At 46.8% G+C, this 14,833-nt stretch carries 10 protein-coding genes; 7 read left to right on the plus strand and 3 right to left on the minus strand.

Annotated elements, in window-relative coordinates; translation table 11 throughout:
- The first annotated feature begins 227 nt into the window (after positions 1–227).
- Complete coding sequence (locus JGK11_RS08855) at positions 228–1,355, plus strand: ADP-ribosylglycohydrolase family protein (protein ID WP_293211294.1); 1,128 nt, start codon at positions 228–230, stop codon at positions 1,353–1,355.
- 436 nt (positions 1,356–1,791) lie between these two features.
- A complete protein-coding gene (locus tag JGK11_RS08860; RefSeq protein WP_293211296.1) occupies positions 1,792–4,344 on the plus strand; it encodes an HDIG domain-containing metalloprotein in 2,553 nt (850 codons plus the stop codon).
- 159 nt (positions 4,345–4,503) lie between these two features.
- Here the strand turns inward: JGK11_RS08860 and JGK11_RS08865 are convergent, their stop codons facing one another.
- Entirely contained in the window at positions 4,504–4,854 is a 351-nt protein-coding gene (locus JGK11_RS08865; protein WP_366053535.1) for a hypothetical protein, read from the minus strand.
- Between the two features lie 272 nt (positions 4,855–5,126).
- On the minus strand, positions 5,127–5,993 hold the full coding sequence (locus JGK11_RS08870; protein WP_293205843.1) for a carbohydrate ABC transporter permease: 867 nt from the start codon (positions 5,991–5,993) through the stop codon (positions 5,127–5,129).
- A gap of 66 nt (positions 5,994–6,059) precedes the next feature.
- On the opposite strand from JGK11_RS08870, the gene rpsF reads away from it, so the two are divergent.
- Positions 6,060–6,395, plus strand: coding sequence for a 30S ribosomal protein S6 (rpsF, locus tag JGK11_RS08875; RefSeq protein WP_293146945.1), 336 nt, complete (start codon positions 6,060–6,062; stop codon positions 6,393–6,395).
- A 219-nt stretch (positions 6,396–6,614) separates the two neighbouring features.
- Here rpsF and JGK11_RS08880 read toward each other — a convergent pair whose 3' ends face one another.
- Positions 6,615–7,361, minus strand: coding sequence for a creatininase family protein (locus tag JGK11_RS08880; protein ID WP_293211299.1), 747 nt, complete (start codon positions 7,359–7,361; stop codon positions 6,615–6,617).
- Positions 7,362–7,786: 425 nt separating this feature from the next.
- Here JGK11_RS08880 and JGK11_RS08885 point away from each other — a divergent pair, with 425 nt between their 5' ends.
- The 4 genes from JGK11_RS08885 (at position 7,787) to JGK11_RS08900 (ending at position 14,823) form a co-directional block, all read left to right on the plus strand.
- A complete protein-coding gene (locus JGK11_RS08885) occupies positions 7,787–7,951 on the plus strand; it encodes a hypothetical protein (protein WP_293196678.1) in 165 nt (54 codons plus the stop codon).
- A gap of 112 nt (positions 7,952–8,063) precedes the next feature.
- A complete protein-coding gene (locus JGK11_RS08890) occupies positions 8,064–8,804 on the plus strand; it encodes a response regulator transcription factor (protein ID WP_293178035.1) in 741 nt (246 codons plus the stop codon).
- Between the two features lie 386 nt (positions 8,805–9,190).
- Positions 9,191–11,449 carry an alkaline phosphatase PhoX gene (locus JGK11_RS08895; protein WP_293178038.1) on the plus strand — a complete coding sequence of 753 codons (2,259 nt, stop codon included), beginning with the start codon at positions 9,191–9,193 and terminating at the stop codon, positions 11,447–11,449.
- A gap of 440 nt (positions 11,450–11,889) precedes the next feature.
- Positions 11,890–14,823, plus strand: a complete 2,934-nt coding sequence (locus JGK11_RS08900) for an ATP-binding protein (RefSeq protein ID WP_293211302.1) — start codon at positions 11,890–11,892, stop codon at positions 14,821–14,823.
- Positions 14,824–14,833: the final 10 nt, after the last annotated feature.

A 14,833-nucleotide genomic window follows, 5' to 3' on the forward strand; every position in this document is an offset into this window, starting at 1 on the left:
CCAATAACCAATAACCAATAACCAATAACCAATAACCAATAACCAATAACCAATAACCAATAACCAATAACCAATAACCAATAACTAATAACTAATAACTAATAACTAATAACCACTGACCACTGACCACTGACCACTGACCACTGACCACTGACCACTGACCAATGACCACTGACAACTGACCAATTAGTAGCAACTTGAGTTAAATTCAAATGCGGCATTCCCTGTTGAGCAAGTTTCAAGGAACCATCCTGGGGGCAGTTTTAGGAGACTCTATAGGCCTGCAATACCAGAGGCAACTAGCGGGTATCCTCCCCCAAACCGAAGACTTGCAGCCGATTTTACAACTGACAAAACACCAACAATTTACCCTGAATGGCGCAATATTAGCCTTGAATTCTCCCAACACCAAAATACTCAGGGGCAAATATTCCGAATGCGGGAAACTTGCAGTAGCGTGCGCTCAAAGTTTAATTCGGTGTAACGGTTTAGATTTAAAAGATTGGCGCGATACTTGGGAAGTATTGGCAAAGTCGGAAATCTACCATTCTCCAAACACAGAGTTTCAAAGCCTGCTTAACCCTTGTGAAGCTGCGGTTGCTGCGCTGCCATGCGTGATGTTTTTTCACGAAAATAAGGCCAAGCTGCGAGAAAAAATCATGCTGGCGACAGATGTTTTGCCCAACGAAAATAAGGCACAGTTGCAGACAGCAGTGTTAGCTATAGGATATGCGATCGCCCGATCGCTCAAACAAAGACTTGACCCCGGGACAGCGATCGAACAAACCATTGCCTACCTAAACATAGATACTGCCTTAACCGAGTTGCTGCGGCAAGTGCAAATACTACTAGAACAGGGAGCCGATTTAGAAACAGCCACCACTCACCTGTGCAAAAGCGCCACAGCTTTGCGAGGAAAACCAGAAGAGGGCGAGAAACAATCAGAAACTCACTCAAATGTCAATCCAGGAAATTTTATTCCCATTGCCCTAGCTTTCTACTGCTTCTTGAGCACCCCAGAAGACTTACGCTTGTCAGTAGTGCGGGCCGCCCGTAGCGGGATAGCCGGACAACTCACCTGCGCTTTGACGGGAGCTTTGTCAGGAGCCTACAATGGCGCTGCTGCGATTCCTGTAGAATGGCGACAAGTATTGTCGGCGGTTGAATCGCAGCCGCTAGTCGAGGGCCGAGAACCCTCCCTGTGGGGAACGGGCAGCGATGCAAAAATTTTGGAGTTAGCAAGTAACCTGTTTGCAGTTTGGGCTGGAGTTTACAACCCTTCGGCGGGGCCCGATTCCGCAGCCCTAGCCCGCGCAGTGGCTGCACCTTATGTCATTAGACCTCGGAAAATATAAAGTTGGAAGCTTTGGAACAGGAGGGGAAACCCGAAACTAGCAATTAAGAATTAGCAGTTAACAATTAGCAATTAGCAAGTCACAAGTGACAGCGAAAGGAGAGCGACAATTAAAAATTAACAAGTAACAACTTAAATCGGAGGCGCTTGCTTCCTCAAACCCGATTTCTAGGAAAATATAGGATTGGGAAACTAGGAATCGACAGAGAAAGCGGGTTTTTAGCCACAGCGCACGAGAGCTGTTTGAGATAGACAAGGGGTAGTAACTGCTGGCGTTGTTGGCGACACTTAGGAAATCGAACGGCTGTCGAGAGTCCGGTAAATTAGCCTGCTTGTTTAGAATATTCAGGTACGGTAGTTCGGATAAACTCAATCAAGATGCACAGTCAGAATTTCTGACAAAGCTGCTGAGTAACAGTGATATATCTTCGACACAAATGAATACGCTCTCCTCATTAATGCGACAGATTGAGCAGCTAGGGGCTACGCGCTCGCTGCGCCAACACATTGCTCAAGTGCAAAATGGTGACAGTAAAACAGATGCCGATCGCCCTGGCGGGCCTCTCCTGAGCCGTTTTTTGCCCCAGAAATGGCCTGGGCCCGAGACTTTCATTAGATTGACAAGTAAAACCTCAAAATCTAGCCTCAAAAATCAGGCTCGTTCCCCGATGTTGGCCCTGGTAGCAGTAGTTTCGCTCAGCAGCACTCTTGGCCACCGCTTCTACAACCAGCCGAAATTGGATGTGGGGACGAAAGCTCCTCAGACGATTAAGGCTCCTGCTAGTGTTAGCATCCCCGATCACAAAACTACTGAAGAACACCGTTCATCAGCACGAATCGGGGCTGTACCGATATTAATGCTCGATCGCGCGGTCGATCGACAAATCGAGCGAGAATTGCAACAATTTTGGCAACAGGGGAGCCAACTCCGGCGGGCGGTAAGCCCGTTTCCATTTGCGCCGCCCTCGGCGCTCTCAAATGCGGCTCAGGTTTACTTGAGGGGGTGTCCGGAGTGGGAGTGGCGATCGATTTTGGCGCAAGCAGGGGACAACAGTGCAAATTTTGAGCGGTTGAATTTGAATTCCCCGGCAATTGCTGCACCGACGGATAACAAGTCTCAGCAAGATGCGATTGCTCAACTGCAAGCTTACAGCCGATCGGTCGGAGCAGCAGATTTTCAAAGCCTGACAGATAGTATTTCCGAGGCTCGCGGGCGCTATGCCAATGCTGTGGAGGCGCTTGAAAAACCGTCGGTTTCCGCGCTCCGACAGATTTATGATACTTCCCTGTTTGATTTGTCGGATGCAGCTTGGGAGAAAACCCAAACGGGTATGAGTCGGGTGGCAAAAATGATGCTGGCTCAAGGTATCCCGCAGGGGTTGCCAAAAGAGATTTTGAAAGAAGCTGTGAAGCTGCAAGTCGCAGACGAAGTGCCGTTAGAGTCCCAAGCTTTGGCGGTTGAGGCTTTAAGTGCGATTTTGCAGCCAAATCTGGTGAGAGATCCCGAGGAAACCAAACAGCTAGCGGAATTGGCGGCGCAAAAGGTGAAACCGGTGACGATCGCCGTAGAGAAGGGCGATATTATTGTTGCAGAAGGAAAACTTATCGCGCAGCAAGATTTTGTATTGCTGGACTATTTTGGTTTGAGCCGGCGGGGTGTAAATTGGTTGGGGCTGGCGGGTTTTGTTTGTTTAGTCGCGGGGGCTATTGCGATCGTGTTGCTGGTAGAAAGGCACTACCGCTTGCGCCGGAGAGATCATTTGCTGTTGCTGCTGCTGACTTTGAGCGCGCCGGTGCTGGTGAGTTTGGGGCTGCCTTGGACGACTTTGCCCGCGATCGGGATTTTAGCAGGCGGCTTCTACGGTTCGGCGGTGGGAGTGACTGTGGTGGGGCTGCTGTCGGCGCTGCTACCCATTGGCTTGGATGTAGAGTTGATTCATTTGGTGGCTAGCGCGGCGGGGGGATTGCTGGGCGCTTTTATGGCCGGGCGGTTGCGATCGCGCGAGGAATTGGCTCTTCTGGGCGTGGCTGTCGGCTTGACTCAGGGCAGCGTCTATCTGGTGGGGACTTTGATTGCTAGCGCTGCTGCCGGTGCGATTTGGTACGTCGTACTCGGTACGGTGGGTTGCCAAAGTTTGGCTGGTTTGGCTTGGAGCGTGGTGGCGATCGGCATCAGCCCTTATTTAGAACACGTTTTCGACTTGATTACCCCGATCCGGCTAGCGGAACTTGCCAATCCCAACCGCCCGCTGTTAAAGAGGTTGGCTGCCGAAGCTCCGGGGACTTTTCAGCACACGCTATTTGTGGCTAGTTTGGCGGAGGCTGCGGCGAGGGAACTCGGCTGCAATGTTGAGTTAGTTAGAGCTGGTACGCTATACCACGATATTGGAAAAATGCACGACCCAAGCGGATTTTGCGAAAATCAAATGGGCGGGGGCAACAAACACGATGAAATTAATAACCCTTGGGCGAGCGCCGAAATTATTAAAAAGCACGTTACTGAGGGGATGGTGATGGCGCGCAAGCATCGATTGCCGAAGGCGATTCAGGCGTTTATTCCTGAACATCAAGGCACAATGTTAATTGCTTATTTCTACCATCAAGCGCAGCAAATTGCTGCAAAAGAACCTGAAAATTTAAATATTACTTTGGCTGCTGCGGACAATTCAAAGTTAGCGATCGAAACCCGGGAAGTGAGGGAGCAGGATTTTCGCTACGACGGGCCGATTCCGCAGTCGCGGGAAACAGGAATTTTGATGTTGGCGGATTCTTGTGAAGCTGCTTTGCGATCGCTCAAGGATGCCACTCATGAGGAAGCTTTGAATATGGTTAATCGGATTTTGCGGGCGCGCTGGCAGGATAATCAGTTACTGGATTCGGGTTTGACTCGGGAGAATATGTCTTTAATTGCGGAGATTTTTGTGCGGGTTTGGGAACAGTTCAATCACAAGCGGATTGCTTATCCTAGTGCAGTTTTTACTCCGAGGTAGAGACTTGCAAGTTAGATTTTTGGAGAGATTTACTATAGTAAAAATACCGTTATTAGGTTCGTAGTGAGGACTTCAGTCCTCTGATTTTATGCGGACTGAAGTCCTCACTACGAACCTATTTAAGGTTAAATCATCCCCAAATCTAAAATCTAAAATGGTTTAATATGTAGCGCGAAGAGCACCGTGAACCTGAGGATTGCCGCTGACAATTACTACAGTTTGCTTGATTCCGTCAATCAGCCAATGTCCGTCTGTTGTTTGAATCAAAGAGTGAAAATAGTTTCCTGCTGTATCCAGCCGATTCTCTCCAGCTTGGCGACTGGGGTCAAGTCGATAAATTTGGTATGCAGACTGACATTTGGCTGTATTGTGATGAATAGTTACTTCATGATTCGTGCTGACGTGCAGCGTTAGCAAACCTGCAAGTCCCTCTACCCGCTGTTTTATATATTCTTCTGCGGTTATTCGTCTGGGATTTTCACCCCGAAAGTCAGAATAGTCGATATCTATTTCGTCCGCTAGGTGCGATCCTCTTCGAGGGCTTCGCTAACGCAATTTGTCCCAGTCTTTGGCATCGATCGCATTTGCAAAGCCTACGATCGCATCTATAACAGCAGCGCGCTCAACAATCAAGCGGATTTCAGGTAGTTCGTACATAACAAATAAATTTTGTGAGTTGTATGAAGAAGGAAGAAGGAAGAAGGAAGAAGGAAGAAGGAAGAATTTTAGACTAACAATGCCCAATGCCCAATGCCCAATGCCCAATGCCCAATTCCGTAATTCTATCCCTTGACTCCGGCGGCAGTTTCTGTCGGCACAATGTATTTTTGCAACAGCAAAAACAGTCCTAAAACAGGAATAATAGAAATAATGGAACCCGCCGCCACCAAACGCCAATCTAAAGAAAATGTCCCGGCTAAATTTGCTACGCCTAAAGGTAACGTATAATATTCCGGTCTGTCTAAAACTAGCAGCGGCCACAAAAAGTCGCTCCAAGAACCGATAAATACAAAAATTCCTAAAGTAACTAAAGCCGGCTTAATTGCCGGAATCATCACGTGCCACCAAATGCCTAATTCGGTGCAGCCGTCGATGCGGGCGGCTTCTTCTAATTCCTTGGGAACTGCTAGGAATGCTTGCCGCAATAAAAATATGCCGAAGGCTGAGGCTAGTCCGGGAAATATTACGCCTAAATAGCTATTTTTTAATCCGAGTTGTACTGTCAAAATGTACAGCGGAATCATGACTATTTGGAAGGGTATCATGATTGTGGAAATAATTGTAATTAAAATGGCTTCGCGGCCGCGAAAGTTAAGTCTGGCTAAGGGGTAAGCCGCAAGCGCGCAAAACAAAACATTGATGCTGACTGTGAGGCCTGCAATCAGGGTGCTGTTGAACAGGTAGCGCCCGAAGGGGTTGGTTTGCCACACTTTGATGAAGTTTTCGAGGGTTGGCTGTTGCGGCCACAGTTGCGGGGGATATTGAAAGATGTTTTCGCTGGGGGCTTTGAGGGATGTACTGAGCAGCCACAGCAAGGGGAAGAGCATTAAAAGTGCGATCGCACTCATCATCCCATAGATCCACAGCATCCTCCACGGCGATCGACTGCGGTTTGGGGAATTTGGTTTTTTAGTTTTGAGATTGTTCATAGTTGGGATATGATGATAAGTCCTTGCTTCATGAGAAGCCTTGTTGTCCATAAGGGAATTATTGCCATGAAACCGTTTATTTACGAAACAATGTACATTCTGCGCCCTGACTTGGGTGAAGAAATGACTGACCAGGCGATCGCGAAATATCAAACAATTTTGCGCGATCAAGGTGCTGAAAATATCGAAACTCAGCACCGCGGCAAGCGTCGCTTGGCTTACGAAATCGGCAAGCACCGCGACGGGGTATACGTTCAAATGAACTATACAGCTCCGGGCGCTGCAATTTTTCCTATGGAACGCGCGATGCGTCTGAGCGAAGAGGTGATTCGCTATTTGACGATCAAGCAAGATGTCCCAGATGCACCTGAAGCTGAAGCTGAAGAGGAAGCTGCTGCCTAGCATTCGTGTCTAAGGTATGTTGTTGGGCTTCAGCCCTCTTTAGACATATATATAAAGAGGGCTAAAGCCCAACAACGTACCTTTGGGCTAAAGCCCAACAACGTACCTTTGGGCTAAAGCCCAACAACGTACCTTCTATAAAACTGCCCTGCTTTTTAAGAGAGATTTAGGGATATCTGGCCTCGGATCGAAACCAGATTTATCAAGTTCACGCAATTGTTAATCTGAGTTCAAAAACTCCAAATAATTGTTAGTCAATTCTTTGACTGCTAAATCGTGAAATTGTTGGCCATGTTCGGGAGTTGCTAAGGCAGGATTTGAACCCATTCTCCCGTCGGGAAATCGGCGGCGGAAGTCAGCAGCACCGTAAATTTTGTGCCCAGATCCAACTTCTTCCGAAAGCGGAGCTTGCTTGATTGCTTCTGGATAAAGGTACTGGGTTAAGGCGATTTCGCTGGGGGTGGCGTGGGAACCTTCTTGGTTTCCGTACAATTCTTTGGCTAGTTTGTAGACTGAACCGCACATGAACCAGTTGCCGATTTGACACTGGATTCGATCGGCATTTGCTAGATTCAAATCAGACAAATGCGCGTATGTCTCGGAAAATGCTGCTTTCATCGTGGCAATATTGCCACCGTGACCGTTAATAAAGAAATATTTCTCAAATCCAGCTTTTGCTAAAGATGTGATATAATCTCTGATTACAAGAATTAGGGTCTGCGGTCGGAGGCTGATGCTACCGGGAAAGCTGGTGTGGTGCAAAGCCATACCGACATTAATTGTCGGGCCGACTAAGGCATTGGCAGCTTCTCCGACACTCTGGGCGATCGCACCAGCAGTAATCGCGTCAGTTCCGATTAAACCGGTGGGCCCGTGTTGTTCGGTGGAGCCGATCGGGATAATTATGCCTCGGGAGCTCTCAAGATAAGCTTCAACCTCGGGCCAGGTACTCAAATGCAGCAACATTATAGGCAATCTACAGAATTTTTACTTCGTATTGTCGATCGTAGCGGGCCTGGGTCAGTTGTAGGGCGATCTGCTTTTAGTGCGAGCGTCCCCGCTCGCGTCCAACCCACCAAGCTCGCGTCCAACCCACCAAGCTCGCGTCCAACCCACAAAACACTATTCCTCAAAAACCCGTCAGATTGCCAGATTAATCGTTAATTTAGCCCAATATTTTTCCAGTTACCAAGTTTTCGAGCGTAAATCCGATCGAGATTGTATCTTCAACCAAAGCTGTAGGGTTCGGTTAAACTTTAAGAACAACATTACTCATCTTTAATAAATTAACCATTTATTTACTAAAACTTTACCTTTTGATAACCTTTTGCCTGTACGATAAAGCCATCTCCCTATAGATTGGGTGTAACCTGGTCAATTAAAAGCGGGCAATGTTTTACCAAGTAATACCGACCCCGAACAATGACCAGGCTTCTAACGCCTGGACGGAGGCAGACAGCGCAGCTATCGCAACTGCTCAACGGCTATATTTCTTGCACGAGCAAGTAGAAATAGTCGAGCGTATGTCTGTCGGATGGACTGGCGAAAGATTATAAGTGATTGAATAGTCGATCGTTCATAAAAAGCGATCGCAGCGCTAGAGTGCCTCAGCTACTGAAGAAGGCACCTCCCGCTAGCCACATACAAACACAACTCCCACTGATATTTATGTCTTCTGCTGAATTAAGCGAAAGTCCTTCAAGGCTGGCTGTTGGACAAGCCGGCCGCATTTTGTTACTCGAAGGTGAAGACCTGTTGCGGGAAATGCTAGCTTTAGCTCTGAAAGAACAGGGCTATGAGGTGGTGGTTACTAGCGACGGGCGCAACGCTCTGCCTTCTGTGCAAGCTTCCTCGTCATACCACGGTGAATTCGGTTTCAACCTATTAATTATGGACTCAATTAATGGTTTAGATCTGTGTCGAATGTTACGACATCAAGGAAATCCCGTTCCTATTTTGATTATCGGTGCTAGAGGAAGTGCAAACAACTGCGCTTTTTATCTAGAAGCCGGATCGGATGATTATCTCACCAAGCCTTTTGGAATGCGGGAGTTTATCGCCCGGTGTCGGGCACTGATGCGGCGCCAGCGCCTCGGTCAGTTGCCACAACCGATGATGCTGCAATATAAGAACATAACTCTGTATCCTGAAGAGTGCCGCGTCTTGGTTCACGGTATTGAAGTAAAATTTTCTCCTAAACAGTTTCGCTTACTAGAACTATTTATGAGTAATCCCCGGCGAGTTTGGTCTCGCGATCAGTTGCTGGAAAAAATTTGGGGTCAAGATTTTATCGGAGACAGCAAAACAGTAGATGTTCACATCCGCTGGCTGCGCGAAAAGTTGGAAATCGATCCGGGTCAACCGGAATATATCATTACAGTACGGGGGTTCGGCTATCGATTTGGTTGATTGTTTTAATCTGTTGTATGGTTACAAGTTCGAGTTAAATATGACGTAGGTAGGGATACAACAATGTTGTGTCCTTATTTGTATGTATGGGGCAATTATTGATGAGGTACGTTGTTGGGCTTGGGCCCTCTTGAGACGTATAGATAAACGGGGCTAAAGCCCAACTACATACCTTTATTAAATTGGAATATATCCTTAAGTCCAGCAAATTGTGTTACAAAAAGCTAGAGATTAGTGTTCGAGTGCATAGGTACGTTGTTGGGCTTGGGCCCTCTTGAGACGTATAGATAAACGGGGCTAAAGCCCAACTACATACCTTTCAAAAAAATGACCGTCAATTGAGTTTATAGTCTGCGGATAATTAGTCCTTAACCATTTTTTTACCTATGACTATCAAGCGTCGAGAATTCCTACTTTTCTTGGGTGCAACGGGCGGTAGTGTTGCACTCAATTCTTGCCAACAAAAATTTGCCATGCCCTTCTCACCGCCAGTTAACTCTGCCAAGAGTGTGGATAATATGGCACGAGGCATAAACTTCCAACCAGTCAAAGGGCCGATGCCTTTACTAACCAGCAGCACCTTAACAGAAACTGGACAATTCATCCCCATTAGCAGTGCGTCCACCCAGCAGCAAATGCAAGCTTACAGCGCTTACGAAGTAGCCGACGACCTCCTGCTTCCAGAAGGCTTTACCTACGATATCGTAGCTGCTTGGGGAGACAAAGTGGGCGATTCTCACTTCGGCTACAACAATGACTATCTCTCCTTTGTAGAAACTGGCAAAAATCAGGGATTGCTAACTGTTAATTTCGAGTACATCAGTGCCAAGCCCTGGATACAAACTTATCAAAAAGTTATTGGGAAATCTCTGCCTTTTGCTAAGTTAGAAGCGGCAGCTACCTCCGCCGGAAAAGTGGGAGTCAATGCCTTTTCTGCGTCGGAAAAAGACCAGACAAAAAAAATGGTTGCGGAAGTGTCAAAAGCAGCTTTAATTGAGGTGGGAATCGGGGTAATTTCTATCAAAATAAATGATGATGGCAAATGGGTAAGAACGCATTCTCCAGCCGATCGCCGAATTACGGGTATTTCCGGCCTAGAAGACGGGCGCTACCTCAAATCCACCGGCCCGGCGGTAGCCGTGTTCAACAAAAAAGGTAAAGGCTACTCGGACAAGTTGGGCGCAAAAATCATCGGCACTTTTAATAACTGTGCGGGCGGGACTACGCCTTGGGGAACGGTTTTTAGTGCGGAAGAAAACATCCAGAATTTCGTACCGGAACCTGTGTTTGCAGACGGTACATCCTTCGATCCAAGCAATAAAAACTTCTACATCGATGCGGAAGAAATTGGCGGTTTGGGCAATGTCTTCGGCTTGGCGGGTAATAAATACGGCTGGATGGTAGAAGTAGATCCGGCTAACCCCAAGGACTACGGCACCAAACACACTTGGCTGGGACGCTGCCGCCACGAAGCTGTAGGCATTCGCGTAGTAGCCGGAAAACCATTAGCATTTTACTCGGGGTGCGATCGGCGCAGCGGACATATTTACAAATTCGTCAGCAAAAACGCAGTTAAAAACCCCAAAGATAAAGCTAATTCCCAGCTATTGACAGACGGAATGCTTTATGCTGCCAAGTTTAACGCTGACGGCACCGGTAGGTGGATTCCATTAAAAACTGACACGCCTGTCAATCCAGATTTGCCTAGCCTTCATGGAGGCGGAATGATTAATTTGCCGCTGCGTCCTGCAGGCGGTTTTGTCAAAGTCGAAAAAGATGCAGAAGCAGTTGCTTTTAAACAAAAATTCAAGACTTTAAATGACCTCTACGAAGGCACGGCTAAGGAAAAACAAGGTGCAATTTTAATTGATGCTCATTATGCCGCAAGTGCGGCAGGAGCTACTTGCACTGCTCGTCCCGAAGACACTGAAATTGCTCCTGATGGTTCTCTCTACATTACCTTTACTTCCGGTTCTGCCAGCGATAGCGACGGCGGGCCGGATTTGCGAATTTTTCAAGGGAAGGACGGCAAATCTTACGAATACGGCTGGATTATGCGCTTAGTTGAAGAGGGTAACGAGCCATCTGCAATGACTTTTCAGTGGAAAATGTTTGCGACGGGTGGCGAACCGGCTTCGGGCGGATTGGGTTTTTCTAATCCAGATAATTTACTGATTGACAAGGGTGGCAATGTTTGGATGGTAAATGATATGTCTTCTGACAAACTGAATGCACCTGTTGCTGCTGGCAGAGTTGATAAAGATGGGAAACCGATTAGCCAATCTAATTTGCGCGGTTTGTACGGTAACAATGCAATTTGGTTTTTGCCGGCTTCTGGCCCCAATGCTGGGGAGGCTTTTTTGTTTGGAATTGGGCCGATGGAGTGCGAAACTACTGGGCCGTTTTTTACTGAGGATGAAAAGACTTTGTTTTTGTCAATTCAGCATCCAGGAGAAATTAACGGAATGCGGCAGGATATGGCGGCAGACGATCGCAATTTTGCCATGAAGACTATTGATGGTAAGGAATTTTTGCAGACTCGAAAAGTGCCCGTAGGATCGAATTGGCCTCTTAAAACAGTTAATAATCCACCTAAACCTGCGGTGGTGGCAATTCGGCGGGTGAATTCGCAGCCGTTGACTTAGTTTCAATTTGAGCGCAAAGGGCGATCGTCCTTTGCGCTCAAATCCGTCAATCGAAAACCTAAGTATGTCGGGTGCTTGTGTCTGCACCTTACTGCTATTGGGCATCTTGCAGGCGATCGCTTATGGCTTATGGCTTATGGCTTCTGCTATGAATTTGTACGATCGATAAATTACCACCACAGCCCAAAGCTTGCACTCCCGGCACTTTGACTTAAAAAGTGCAACAAATGACCCAGCGCTCGCAATATTACCTCTATTTATTGTAGAATCGAAAGCAGGCGTTTGTATTTATTCATTCATGCACTAAAAAATGTTGTAGAGTCGAGCGGTGCACGCTTCTGTTCAAAAGTTGCACCTCAAAAATCAGCAGACTCTGGCAAGACGGAATAACCAGAATAAAACTTACGAAAAGAAACCGGGTTTTTACAACAAATCTTGGTTTGACAGCGACGAATCTGGTTGCTAAATCGGTTTCTCAACTCCTGTGCATCCCAAAGAGAGCGAAATACGGCATGGCGATTTGGGCGGGCCGTCAATTTTTTGCAGGTGGATGTCGCCCGCCTGCAAGTATTTCTGAACTCAAAACAATCCCGATCCTAATTAGATCCAGCACTAACGTTGTGAACAAAACCCCATCTACTGCCACCGAAGCCGCAAAAACTGCTCGCTCCCGAACCCTGCGAACAGTTCTGATAGTTCCCTTCGTCTTGCAACTGTTCGCGGCGGTGGGACTGGTAGGATATCTCTCATTTAAAAACGGACAGAAGGCAGTCAACGAAATTGCCGATCGACTAATGACAGAAGTAGGCAGCCGCGTCCAACAGAATCTCGGTGCTTACCTGACTGTACCCCATCAGGTCAACCAGATCAATGCTGTTGCGATCGAACTCGGCACCCTCAACCTGGAAGATGTACCTGTTTTACAGCGTCATTTTTGGCGGCAGCTTCAGATATTTGACACCCTCACTTTTACCGGTTTAGGATTAGAACAAAGAGACAACTTGGGGGCAGAAAGGCTCGACAATGGCTCGCTGACTTGGAGAGTATCGACAGCAGCAAGTAACTATGATTTCCGCACCTATGCCACCAATGAATCCGGCGAAATCGGCGCAGTATTAAACAACAAAATTAATTTTGACCCGCGCACTCGCCCCTGGTACAAAGCTGCGGTAGCTGCTGGTAAACCCACCTGGAGTCAGATTTATCCCAATACGGCTGGCATTACTGCCTATCTCGGCGCATCTATGCCTTTCTACGACAAACAAGGCAAATTGCAAGGGGTATTGCTAACTAATATTAATTTGTCCACCATTGGTAAGTTTTTGCAAAGCTTAAAAATCGGCGAAACTGGACAGGTTTTTATTGTCGAGCGATCCGGAATGTTAGTCGCAACTTCGACAGGAGAAAGACCGTTTCATACCATCAACAAAGAATACGGAGCCGAACGAGTTAAAGCAATTGACAGTAAAAATACTTTCACTCAAACCACGGCTAAATATTTACGAGCTAATTTTAACGAGTTTCAATCTCTGAAAACGGCGCAGTCACTAGAATTTGATGTTGAGGGGAAAAAACAATTTTTACAAGTTCTGCCTTGGCAAGATGACAAAGGATTGGATTGGTTAATTGTGGTGGTGGTTCCCGAAGCGGATTTTATGGCACAAATTAATGCCAACAATACTGCGACTATTTTGTTGTGCGCTGCTGCTTTTGTCATCGCGATAATTGTTGGCGTTGTTACGGCTAGATGGGTGACAAAACCAATTTTATCTTTGAACGAGGCTGCCAAAAATATTGCTAAAGGTGAATGGGGCAAAAGTGTAACGCTCAACCGATCCGATGAAGTCGGGGAACTTGCCAATTCATTTAATAGTATGGCGGCGCAACTTCAAGTATCTTTCACAGAAATGCAAGCTTTGAATGCCGAATTGTCTGAGAGTGAAAGTCGATTAAACCAAATTTTGGAAGCAGTGCCGGTGGGTATATTTGTCGCCGAGTCTAGTGGCAAACCTTACTATGTTAATTCTCGCGCTCAGGATTTATTAGGTACAGGCATCATCGCTAATACTGAGTCAGAACTTCGAGAGATTTATCAAGCTTATCTGGCAGGTACCAACGAACTTTATCCAGCAGACAAAGAACCCCTTGCTAATGCTTTTAAGAGAGCCAGCGTTAACGTTGATGATATGGAAATTCGCCAGTCTGACAGGATTATTCCGATCGAGGTTTGGGGAACGCCCATTTATGATGATAAAGGAAAGGTGAGTTATGCGATCGCAGCTTTTGCCGATATCACCCAGCGCAAACAAGCCGAGAAATTGGTAGCGGAATACAACCGCACTCTCGAAGTCCAAGTCACCGAAAGAACCCAAGAGCTCAAAACAGCCTTAGACAACCTGCAAACCACTCAAGAAGAGCTGATTCAATCGGAAAAAATGGCAGCTTTAGGTCAATTAGTCGCCGGAGTTGCCCACGAATTGAATACTCCTCTGGGCGCAATTCGATCGAGTGCCGGAAGTATGACTACTTTTTTAGAGCAAACCATCACCAATTTGCCCTCACTGTTTCAGTCGCTTTCCCCCGCAGAATCTGAAAGTTTTAACACACTACTGTATCGCTCGCTACAAAAAGATCTGACTTTAACAGCTAAAGAAGAAAGGAAGTTAAAGCGGACTTTGATTCGTCAACTCGAAGACGAAAATATTGACGAAGGGAATGCGATCGCCGACACTTTGGTAGATATGGGGATTTACGAGGCTGACGACTTTCTGTCTCTGCTGCAAAAGGTCGATCGCGATCGCATCTTAGAAATGGCTTACAAACTCTCCGAAATCCAGCGAGGAACCCAAACAATCAATACCGCAGCCGATCGCGCTTCTAAAGTCGTATTCGCCTTGAAAACCTATGGCCGTTACGACTCATCAGAAACGATGGCTGCATCTAATATAACCGAAGGCATAGAAACCGTACTCACCCTGTATCAAAATAACCTCAAACACAACGTCGAAGTCATCCGCAATTTCCAAACAATACCGCCCGTAATGTGCTATGCAGACCAACTCAATCAAGTATGGACAAATCTGATTCACAACGCCCTGCAAGCGATGGACAATCAAGGCACATTAACTCTGGATATCCTTCAGGAAGGCAACAATATCAAAGTCGGTGTTACAGATAGCGGCGCCGGAATTCCATCCGAAGTAATGCCCAAAATATTCGCTCCATTCTTCACCACAAAACCCCCCGGAGAAGGCAGCGGTCTGGGTCTCGATATAGTCAGAAAAATTATTGACAAACATCGCGGTAAAATAGAAGTTGAATCTGTTCCAGGCCAAACTACTTTTACAGTTGTTCTACCTGTCAATCTCTCCTAAAACTTAGTTA

The sequence above is a fragment of the Microcoleus sp. PH2017_34_RAT_O_A genome (assembly GCF_020737885.1).
Classification (GTDB): Bacteria; Cyanobacteriota; Cyanobacteriia; order Cyanobacteriales; family Microcoleaceae; genus Microcoleus.